The 10,033-nt window shown below is 49.8% G+C and carries 7 protein-coding genes and 1 tRNA gene; 5 read left to right on the top strand and 3 right to left on the bottom strand.

Annotated features, from left to right (window positions below):
• Nucleotides 1-14 precede the first annotated feature (14 nt).
• Nucleotides 15-1,010: a branched-chain amino acid aminotransferase gene (locus J3B89_RS20045; RefSeq protein WP_215399415.1), complete on the top strand. Its 996-nt coding sequence runs from the start codon at nucleotides 15-17 to the stop codon at nucleotides 1,008-1,010.
• A 235-nt stretch (nucleotides 1,011-1,245) separates the two neighbouring features.
• On the opposite strand, the gene yjgA is transcribed toward J3B89_RS20045, so the two are convergent.
• Complete coding sequence (gene yjgA / locus J3B89_RS20040) at nucleotides 1,246-1,764, bottom strand: ribosome biogenesis factor YjgA (RefSeq protein ID WP_215399414.1); 519 nt, start codon at nucleotides 1,762-1,764, stop codon at nucleotides 1,246-1,248.
• A 117-nt stretch (nucleotides 1,765-1,881) separates the two neighbouring features.
• Here yjgA and pmbA point away from each other — a divergent pair, with 117 nt between their 5' ends.
• Nucleotides 1,882-3,228, top strand: coding sequence for a metalloprotease PmbA (pmbA, locus tag J3B89_RS20035; protein WP_215399413.1), 1,347 nt, complete (start codon nucleotides 1,882-1,884; stop codon nucleotides 3,226-3,228).
• A gap of 247 nt (nucleotides 3,229-3,475) precedes the next feature.
• Here pmbA and J3B89_RS20030 read toward each other — a convergent pair whose 3' ends face one another.
• On the bottom strand, nucleotides 3,476-5,659 hold the full coding sequence (locus tag J3B89_RS20030) for a M3 family metallopeptidase (protein WP_215399412.1): 2,184 nt from the start codon (nucleotides 5,657-5,659) through the stop codon (nucleotides 3,476-3,478).
• A 138-nt stretch (nucleotides 5,660-5,797) separates the two neighbouring features.
• Nucleotides 5,798-7,744 carry an ATP-binding protein gene (locus J3B89_RS20025; RefSeq protein ID WP_215399411.1) on the bottom strand — a complete coding sequence of 649 codons (1,947 nt, stop codon included), beginning with the start codon at nucleotides 7,742-7,744 and terminating at the stop codon, nucleotides 5,798-5,800.
• A 164-nt stretch (nucleotides 7,745-7,908) separates the two neighbouring features.
• On the opposite strand from J3B89_RS20025, the gene J3B89_RS20020 reads away from it, so the two are divergent.
• The 3 genes from J3B89_RS20020 (at nucleotide 7,909) to J3B89_RS21555 (ending at nucleotide 9,615) form a co-directional block, all read left to right on the top strand.
• Nucleotides 7,909-7,985, top strand: a tRNA-Arg gene (locus tag J3B89_RS20020).
• A gap of 468 nt (nucleotides 7,986-8,453) precedes the next feature.
• Nucleotides 8,454-9,005 carry a hypothetical protein gene (locus J3B89_RS20015; RefSeq protein ID WP_215399410.1) on the top strand — a complete coding sequence of 184 codons (552 nt, stop codon included), beginning with the start codon at nucleotides 8,454-8,456 and terminating at the stop codon, nucleotides 9,003-9,005.
• Nucleotides 9,006-9,351: 346 nt separating this feature from the next.
• Nucleotides 9,352-9,615 (top strand): DUF4431 domain-containing protein, encoded by a 264-nt coding sequence (locus tag J3B89_RS21555; protein ID WP_349814241.1) that lies wholly within the window; start codon nucleotides 9,352-9,354, stop codon nucleotides 9,613-9,615.
• The last annotated feature ends 418 nt before the right edge of the window (nucleotides 9,616-10,033 follow it).

Below are 10,033 nucleotides of genomic sequence, written 5' to 3'. Positions count from 1 at the left end.
GGAAATAGAACAAGATGGCAGCGTTTGGCACTGTGTTTGTCCCAGAGATGGTGATCTCCCGTTATGAGCAATCCGGCTGGAGCCAGCCACAAATGGTTCCGGTTGACAGCATCAGCCTGCACCCGGGCGCGCATGTGCTGCATTATTCCAGCACCTGCTTTGAAGGCCTAAAGGCGTTTCGCCACGCTGATGGCGGTATTTATGTGTTCCGCATGGACCGTAATGTCAGCCGTTTGCAGCAAAGCAGTGAGCTGCTGTCTCTGCCCAAAGTAGACGGCGCCATGCTAAGCCGGATGATTCTGGATATTGTTAAGCACTATGCTGCAGATGTGCCGACTCCGCCGGGTTCTATGTATATCCGCCCGACGCATATCGGTACTGAGGCGTCTATCGGCAAAGCTGCGGCACCCAGCCTGGAATCCATGCTGTATGTGTTGTTATCACCGGTAGGTGATTATTTTGCCGGTGGCGCCAAGCCACTGCGCTTGCTACTGGAAGATAACGCCCGCTGTGCCGCCCATATGGGTATGGTAAAAAGCGGTGGTAACTATGCCAGTGCACTGCAGCCCATTATGAAAGCCCGCGCCGCAGTGCAGGCCGATCAGGTACTGTTTTGCCCTAATGGCGACGTACAGGAAACCGGCGCAGCTAACTTTTTGCTGATCGACGGCAACGAAATTATTACCAAGGCACTGGATAGCTCGTTCTTACACGGCGTAACACGTGATTCTATTTTAACGCTGGCGCGCGACCGCGGTATGAAAGTATCCGAGCGTGAGCTAACGGTAGATGAACTGCTGGAACGTGCGGCAAAACCGGGCGCAGAAGCCGCCTTATCGGGCACCGCTGCGGTATTAACGCCGGTGGGTACACTGATCCATAATGGCAAAGAATATCAGGTGGGCTCAGGTGAAGCCGGCAGTACTACCAATGCACTGCGCCAGGCACTAAATGATATTCAGTGGGGCAAGGCTGAAGATAAACATGACTGGCTAACCAAAGTTTGTTAAGTCGGGCTTGTTAAGCAAGGCTTGCTGAGATTGGAATTCCGCTGTGCTCGCCACAGTGGAATTCGGGGCAATCCTGCCCCTCATCTGGCGGGCCAGCTTGCGCTGACGGCATTCGTTCCTGACGAATGCCTTACCCCGCCTTCGCTAACGCGAAAATGGTCTGTGGCTGTGCGCAACGGCATCCCAATCTGGCTGTGTTAGCACAACAGACGTTGTAACCGTCATCTAAGATAAACTACTTTTGAGTAATCAAAGGCTTAATTAGCTGGAATAACTCGCGGAACGCTTTAGGCGGCTGCTGTTTTTCCTGCTCTTTTTTCGCATTACGAATAAGCTGACGCAACTGCTGTACATCAACGTCAGGATAGGCAGCAATAAAGTCGGTTACGGTGTCATTGTCGGCCAGCAGCTTATCGCGCCATTGCTCTACTTTATGAAACTGCCGTGTGGCCGCCTGGTTGGTGTTACGCAATACTGCTAAGGCCTGCTCTATCGGCTCCAGCTCACGGGTACGCATTAAACGGCCGATAAACTGAATATGGCGGCGCAGTGCTTCACGCTTATTGCTTAGCTTGTCGGCCAGTTGCAGTGCATCTTTTAACTCGTCATCCAGTGGCACTTTAGCGCGGGCTGCCGCACTTAACGACACCAGCTCTTCGCCCAGTTTTTGTAACTCGTGCATTTCACGCTTTACCTGAGATTTACTCTTACCTTCTTCTTCATCCCAGGTATCGCCGTTAATAAAATCGGTCATGCTTGCTTCACTCTTAACAATAATGCCGCTAAGTATACATGATAGTGCAGCGCAGCAGCAGCCAGCTTACGCAGACTATGATAAGCTTGTGGCAAATAATTTAGCTGAACAGACATTATGCAAGTAACCCAACCAACTATCTGGCAGGAAATTGACGAAGTTAAACAGGCTGTAGCTGAAGTGCTGGCCCATGCCAAACAACTGGGTGCCAGCACGGCTGAAGCCTCAATGAGCCGCACCAAAGGCTTAAGTGTAGAAACCCGCCATGGCGAAGTAGAAACAGTAGAATTTAACCAGGATGGCGGTTTAGGGATCAGCCTGTATTTTGGCCAGCGCAAAGGCTCGGCGTCTACCGCCGATTTAAGCCCGCAGGCACTGCGCCGCACGGTTGAAGCCGCTGCTGATATTGCCCGTTATACTTCTGAAGATCCGCACGCTGGCTTGGCTGATGCCAGCTGGCTGGAAATGTCGCCGCCGGATCTGGATTTATTCTACCCCGACAGCATCAGCACCGATGAAGCCATAGCGCTGTGTGCATCCTCTGAAGAGGCGGCTTTTGCCACCGACAAACGTATTACTAACTCTGAAGGCGCGTCGTTCTCAACGCATCAGGGGTTAAAGGTGTATGGTAACAGCCACGGCCAGTTAGTGGGTTATCCCAGCTCACGCCACAGCTTTAGCTGCGTGGTAATAGGTGAAGATGGCGACGATATGCAGCGTGACTACAGCTTTACCGTAGCACGCCAGTACAGCCAGTTACTGGACCCCAAACAAATTGGTCGTGAAGCCGCGCTGGAAACTGTGGCCCGCTTAAATGCCCGTAAAATTGCCACGCAAAAAGTGCCGGTAATTTTTCGCGCAGATATCGCCAGCAGCTTGTTTGGCCATTTGGTGTCGGCTATTAGCGGTGGCAGCATTTACCGTAAATCCAGCTTTTTAGTTGATAAAGTCGGCCAGCAGATTATGGCGCCGGGCATAACTATTGTTGAGCAACCACATTTAAAACAAGCGCTGGCCTCCAGCCCGTTTGATGGCGAAGGCGTAAAAACCCACGATTTAGCGGTAATAGAGCAAGGCGTACTGACAACTTACCTGACCACCACGTACTCTGCCCGTAAGCTGGGTATGGCCAGCACCGGCCATGCCGGCGGCATTCATAACTGGCTGGTAAGCCACGGTGATGAAGATCTATTGCAACTGTGCCGCAGTATGGGCAAAGGTTTATTGGTTACCGAGCTGATGGGCCAGGGCGTCAATACCGTAACCGGCGATTACTCGCGCGGTGCGGCCGGTTTTTGGGTAGAAAACGGCGAAATTCAGTTTCCGGTATCTGAAGTGACTATTGCCGGTAACCTAAAAGATATGTTGATGAATATCAGCGCCGTGGGTAACGACGTTGACCGCCGTGGCGGGGTATTAACCGGCTCGGTACTGATCAGTCAGATGCAGGTCGCCGGTAGTTAAGATTGCCCAGGCCAGCAAAATAAAGCCCGGTTATGTTAACCGGGCTTTTTTGTACGAGCTGATGCGAGAATCGACTTGCTTTAAGTCAACCGTTGCAGGCCCGGACGCTGACAAATTCGCCTGGAGCGAATTTGAACAGCGAAGCTGGTCCGCCGGATAAACTTCATGGATGAAGTTTATAATCGAGCCCCCAGGGATGGGTTAACGGCGTGTTGACGTAAGCAAATCGGTTCGTCAAGCTGCATGATTAATCTACTTTGGTTTTCAGGCCACGGCGGATTAACAGTGCATCTGTAGTAGGCTCCTGACCACGGAAGGCTTTGTAAGACTCCATTGGTGGGCGTGAGTTACCAACAGACAGAATGTTTTTCCGGTAGTTCTGGCCGTTTTCCAGCTTTAAACCACCTTGTTGCTGTACATAAGCGTAAGCATCAGCCGCTAAGATCTCACTCCACATATAGGCATAGTAACCGGCAGAATAGCCGCCGCCCATAGAGTGTGAGAAGAAGGTAGATTTATAACGCGGTGGTACCGCAGCTAAATCTACACCGTGTTTTTTCAGTGCTGCCGCTTCAAAAGCGTTAACATCCTGCAGTGGCTCATCTGCCGACAGTGAGTGCCATTCCATATCCAGCAGCGCCGCAGACATATATTCCAGCGTATCAAAACCCTGGTTGAAGCTGCGTGAGTTCATTACTTTTTGCAACAGTTCAGCCGGAATGGGCTCGCCGGTTTCATAGTGCTTAGCGTAGTTAGCGATCACTTCAGGGTGTGCTGCCCAGTCTTCTTCAAACGTAGATGGAAACTCAACAAAGTCGCGCGATACTGAGGTACCGGCCAGAGTCGGGTATTTCACGTCTGAGAACATGCCGTGTAAACCGTGGCCCAGTTCGTGGAAGATAGTGGTAACGTGGTCATAACTTACCAGCGTAGGCTGACCTTCAGGTGCTTTTGGAATATTCATTACGTTAACCACTACCGGTTTTTGGCCGGTTAAATGTGATTGACCAACAAATGAGCTCATCCAGGCGCCACCACGTTTGCCTTCGCGGGCGAAGTAATCGGCGTAGAAAATAGCCAGGCTGGTGCCGTCGGCATCAAATAGCTCGTAGGCGTCTACATCCGGGTGGTAGGTGGGTAAATCCGGCCGTGGTTTAAAGGTTACGCCGTATAAACGGTTCATGGTAAAGAACACGCCGTCTTTTAATACACGGTTAAACTCAAAGTATTGTTTAACTTCGTTTTCGTCCAGATCAAACTTAGCCTGGCGCACAAACTCAGCGTAGTATTCCCAGTCCCACGGCTGCAGTTCAAAGTCACCGCCTTTTTGCTTAATCATTTCCTGAATGGCAGCCGCTTCCTGGTTAGTGTTAGCTACCACTGCCGGTACCATACTGCCTAACATATCAAACACCGCTTGTGGTGTTTTTGCCATTTGCGCTTCCAGGCCATAGCTGGCCCAGTTGTCATAACCTAACAGTTTAGCGCGCTCGGCACGTAGCTGGGCTAAACGGGCTACCAGTGGGCGGTTGTCGGTTTCGCCGCTTTGCGCGCGGTTGGCAGAGGCTTCCCATACGCGTTTACGCAGTTCGCGGTTACTCAGTTGCGACAATACCGGCTGGCGCGTGGTGTTGGTAATACTTAGCAGATATTTGCCTTCGTGGCCGGCATCTGCAGCAGCTTTGGCGGCAGCGGTAATATCTGAATCTGACAAGCCTTCCAGTTCTTCTTTAGTATCGACAATAACGGCGATATTTTTGGTTTCAGCCAGCAGGTTTTGTGAGAACTGGTTAGTGAGTTTTGAGTGCTCTTCGTTCAGCGCACGAATCGCTGTTTTTTGCTCTTCAGTCAGCTGTGCACCGGCGCGGACAAAACGCTCGTAATACACTTCCACCAGACGCTGTGATTCCGGGTCCAGTTTCAGCTCGTTGCGTTGGTTGTACAGGCTTTTAATGCGGGCAAACAACTGCGGGTTTAAGTTAATGTTGTCTGAGTGCGCCGCCATTTTCGGTGCCAGTTCAGACTGAATGCTACGCCGCTCTGCGTTAGAGTCTGACCCCGCCAGGTTATAAAATACCCGCGATACCCGGGTTAACAGCTCGCCACTTTTTTCCAGCGCTACCAATGTGTTATCAAAGGTGGCCGGTTCAGGGTTGCTGGCAATGGCCTGCACTTCGGTCATATGCTGCTTCATGCCTTCTTCAAAGGCTGGCAGGAAATGCTCATCTTTTATTTCAGTAAAGTTTGGTGCTTCGTACTGCAGCATACTTTTGGCAAATAACGGGTTAGTTGAAGTCACATCGGCTACCGGTGCAGCATCTTGCTGTGTCTGAGTTTGAGTTGTGTCGGTTTGCTGTGGTGCCGTGTTGTCAGAACAGGCGGTAAGCGCCAGTACAGTGCCAACGGCCGTGGCGATAAGCGTTTTACGCATGAGTATCTCCCTGGAAGATGTAAAGCTTTGTTGTAATAATTGCGCCTTAGCGCAGGCTGCCTGACCGAGTATGCCAAAAATACTCAGCGATAAACCAAGTTTGCAGCCAGACGCCAACAAATTAAGACAAAAACCGGCTCAGGGCAACTGTCCTGGCTGAATTGATGCATCAAATGGCAGTTCTATATAAAAACAGCTGCCCTGCGGTGTATTTGGCATATAACCAATGCTGCCGTGCATATGACCAATCAAACTTTTACTCACGGCCAAACCCAGGCCGCTGCCACCATGCATGCGGCTGTCAGAGCTATCGGCCTGGCTAAAGCGGCTAAATAATTTCGGCACAAATTGCTCACTGACACCTACTCCCTGATCAGCAATAACCACTCTTAGCAGGCGCTGCTGCAGTTGCACATTTACCTGCACTGTTATCTGCACTGTGCTGTTTGGCGGGGAAAACTTTACTGCGTTGCCCAGTAAATGCAGTAACACCTGCTTTAAGCGTAGGTTATCGGCCTGTACCTGCGCCTGTTGCAGATCGGGCGGGCAATGCAGCACCAGGCCAATACGCCGTGGCCGGGCCAGTATCTGGCTGTCATCAATACATTGTTGCAGCAGTGGCAATAACGGCAGCCTGGTTAACTGAAACTGCATATTACCGCTGGCCAGTTTTTCTACGTCCAGCAGTGTATTTACCAGCGCAGTAAGCTGCTGACAATGGGTATGGGCTAATTGCAGCATACGTAGCTGTGATGAATTTAATTCGCCAAGGGCTCCGCCGGTGGCCAGCCCCAGCGCGGCTGAAATAGAAGTAAGCGGGGTACGCAGTTCATGGCTTACTGTAGCAATAAACTCTTGTTTTAACTGTTCGGTTTTTTGTTGTTCAGATAAATCCCGCAGTACCAGCAACTGGCGGGCCTGGCGCTGCAGCCGGATATGACTGCGCCTTATCGCCAGCGGAAATAAACTGTCATCGCGCCGCCGGCCCAGTGTTTCATATTCTGCTTTGTTGGTAGAAGTAGCGGTATACAATTCATCCAGCCGCTGTGGCTCTGCCAGTAAGGCAGACCAGTGCATACCCGGCAAGGTTGCCGCGGTGTAGCCAAACATCGGGTAACATGACAAATTTACCTGCTCTATAGTGCCGTCCGGCAGGGTGGTAATAATGGCATCGGCTACGTTATCCATAATACTGCGCAGTTGCAGTTTACTGCGCTGTTGCTCTGCCACACTGCGGCGTAAATGCTGGCGCGACATAAATAACCAGCACAGCAGGGCCAGCAGCAGCAGGGTTACGCTGTATGCCGTTGTGCGGATAGCCAGTGTGCGATCTGGCGGCGGCGTAAGTGAGCGCAACGCCATTTGCCATAAGGCTCCGCGCAGGCTTACTGCCAGTAACATGCTGTCGTCGTAAAATAAGCGCTCATCACCATAAAACGCCGGGCCGGCACGGCCTGTTGCCGACAGGCTGCGAAGCGCTATCTGCACTTCCTGTTCAGAGGTTTGCTTTTCCAGTAAACGCCAGACTGAATCAATATCTACCACCGTGCTGATAATGCCCCAGTAGTTGCGGGCATTCAGATATACCGGCAGCCGATAGATAAAAGCTGTACCGCCCTGCACCAGAGCAATAGGCCCAACCAGCCGGGCTTCGCGCTGGGCAATAATGGCTTCAATATCCGGCCACTGTTCTTTTATGTCGGGATAATACAGGCCGATGGCTTGTTCATTGCCGGTTTTGGGGTACACGTAACGCAGGGTATTACCCGGCGCAATGCCAATGTTACGGATATGGCGGGCCTGATGTACCAGCTCGGGTAACAATAAATGCATGTCGGCCGGAGATATTTCGCCATTACGGGCTTGTACGTGGGCAGTAAGGCCAATGGTGAGGTACAGGGGGATATTCAGTTCAGACTCAATCAGTGCCCGCAGCTGGCCGGCACTGGCAATTTCATGGCGTAACTGCTGGCTGCGGGCATGTTGCTGTTCATGCGCAACCAGTGTTTCAGTAGCATATGCCGCCCCCAGCAGCAGGACTAGCAGCAATATCCATTGCCAGAATGGAAGTAACTTAGTATCCATATTAAGTTATAGTGCCAATGCGGATTAAGTTACACTCTATATGTTGCGGGCGGGGCTTGTAAACAAAGGATTTATAACTGAGTGTTGAAAAAACGCACAGCAAGGCAATAGACACACAGCATAAGGCTGACTATAATGCGCGCTCGCCCAAACAGGCGATGTGTGCACCCGTAGCTCAGCTGGATAGAGCGCTGCCCTCCGGAGGCAGAGGTCATAGGTTCGAATCCTATCGGGTGCGCCATATAAATCAAGGTCTTAGCTGAAAAGTGAGGCCTTTTTTTATACCCGGTGACCAAATGGTGACCATATCGTGACTATTCTTTAATTTTGCTTACCTTCAAGCCTTCAAATTTTGACCTTTGCTCTTGATAGCTCAAATATACCTTCCCAGTCCAGAGCATCGCCATTCAAGCTCCCGAACAAAATAACGATATTCTTAAATAATTGCTTTGTGCCAAAAGCGGACATCTCACTCGGAATTTAAGTGGTGTAATTATATTCAGCGTGCCGCTAAAAACGCCTTGTACTTTGTTAGACGGGTTGACCCGTATTTGTCGATCGCACTAACATCAACTACACCTATAAGTTGTTGTAAGCCTTAGGGTGACGGTGTAGTGCTCTGTACATTAAATTTACAAAAGCGTAAAAGTCCGTGTTTAAATACGGATCTTACCGCCGAATAAACGTTCGGCAGTGGAAATCGAGATATATGAAATCTGAAATTCAGCGTTTCTTTCAGCCGAGTGATTTTCTCGAGCATGAAGTATTAAGGCCCCTTTCACACATCCGATATGGCTGGGAGCTATATGTAGTCCCAAACACTGGGAGATATGAGGATGAGGAAGACACTTTTGCATGGCTGTTTAATTATTTGATCGACGAACTTTCTCAAGCCGCTCAACCCACCAAATACCACGATTCCGAGGATCGTCTAGCAGAGCATGTGAAAACAAGACTGAACTGGAAAATCAAAAAGCAAGGTAGTACTTGGATAAATCAGTCCGGCAAGCGGCTTACACCAAGCGATTACCTGGCTACGCTAGAACAGGGCGGCTTTCGTTTAGAGGGAGTTCAAGACTTGCTGGATGCAGCAGCGGGTCGAGTTGCTGCGGCGATTCAACGTGGACAGACCCATTTTGATAACATGGAAAAGGGACACCGAGTGATTCTTGCCGGAGTACTTGCTGCAATCCTATGGCACTGGGAGCCATACGAAGCATCAATTAGGGCAAGAGTAGCCGAACAAGGCAAGGCAGTCTGACGGCTTTTCCGTTCCTTGTTTTGCGGTTTAACGCTAAGCTACCGCAAAACAATCCACTACAAAGCCGCAGCTGCTTGCGGCGTTAGCCCAAATGAGGAAACTACTTTGGTAGAGTTTTTATCAAGCGCTACTTGGCAAGGGATCGGAGTTATAAGCTCAATTCTTATTGCTCTCGTGAGTATTCTTTTATCTCAAAATATCCAACACCGAGTATTCAGATCAAGAAATTCAATGTTTGAGAAAAGCGAAATTTTCCCTAAAGAATTGTTTGATGGGCAAAATGTGACCCTATATGGAAAGGTTCGGGAAGAGGTTTTTCCTGGGCCGCCAAACTACGAATCAATAAATGATGGTGATAGACCGCAGTTCTATTGGATTCTATATACCAATGACCATTAGTTTGGTGGGGAGAAGCATGGAAAGTAACGAACTATATGAGAATGGTCTGTCGTGTATGTTTCAATTGAGCATATCATCTGAAATTTATGACAAGCACTTGGATATCCTTGGAAAATATGTGAAAGCAGAAGGAAAAATATTCTTCGGGCATACAGGGCATCACAAGACTAAAGCCTTATTAAAGGTTAATACTATTAGCGTTTTAACGTAGCTAACAATCGATGGCTGTTGTCCGTACGGGGCTGGGACTGCCTTTCCTCGGCTCTGCCAAGGCCGGGCGTTAATGTCCGCTTTTCTCTCGTTACTGCCTTCTAGTAGTTAAGGCAGGTCAGTGCCAATAACGGACGTTTAGGCACGGTACAAATATCCTTTCCGTATGAGGGCATAACCACCACTTATTGGACGGATTAATTCGTATTTGTAGTAAATGCAGGTTCCAATTCGTACCTATAACCTATTGTCAGTTATGGAAAAGCGATGTACTGTTCTACACATTAAATTTACAAAGCTTGAAAAGCTCGTGTTTAAATACGAATTTTCCGCCTAATAAGCTGTTGAACTAAGCCGCTGCGCGGAGCTCTCAGCCACTACCTGTTATTGAGCCACACTTACTCCGGGAATGTTCCCAA

The organism is Rheinheimera oceanensis (assembly GCF_018831085.1).
GTDB lineage: Bacteria > Pseudomonadota > Gammaproteobacteria > Enterobacterales > Alteromonadaceae > Alishewanella > Alishewanella oceanensis.
This window is presented reverse-complemented; position numbering and strand designations above follow the sequence as displayed.

Bases quoted from the DNA above. Each gene is read 5' to 3' on its own strand.
- J3B89_RS20025 (WP_215399411.1), bottom strand. From the start codon at position 7,744: ATGGATACTAAGTTACTTCCATTCTGGCAATGGATATTGCTGCTAGTC.
- pmbA (WP_215399413.1), top strand. From the start codon at position 1,882: ATGCAAGTAACCCAACCAACTATCTGGCAGGAAATTGACGAAGTTAAA.
- J3B89_RS21555 (WP_349814241.1), top strand. From the start codon at position 9,352: ATGATGGTGATAGACCGCAGTTCTATTGGATTCTATATACCAATGACC.
- J3B89_RS20030 (WP_215399412.1), bottom strand. From the start codon at position 5,659: ATGCGTAAAACGCTTATCGCCACGGCCGTTGGCACTGTACTGGCGCTT.
- yjgA (WP_215399414.1), bottom strand. From the start codon at position 1,764: ATGACCGATTTTATTAACGGCGATACCTGGGATGAAGAAGAAGGTAAG.
- J3B89_RS20045 (WP_215399415.1), top strand. From the start codon at position 15: ATGGCAGCGTTTGGCACTGTGTTTGTCCCAGAGATGGTGATCTCCCGT.
- J3B89_RS20015 (WP_215399410.1), top strand. From the start codon at position 8,454: ATGAAATCTGAAATTCAGCGTTTCTTTCAGCCGAGTGATTTTCTCGAG.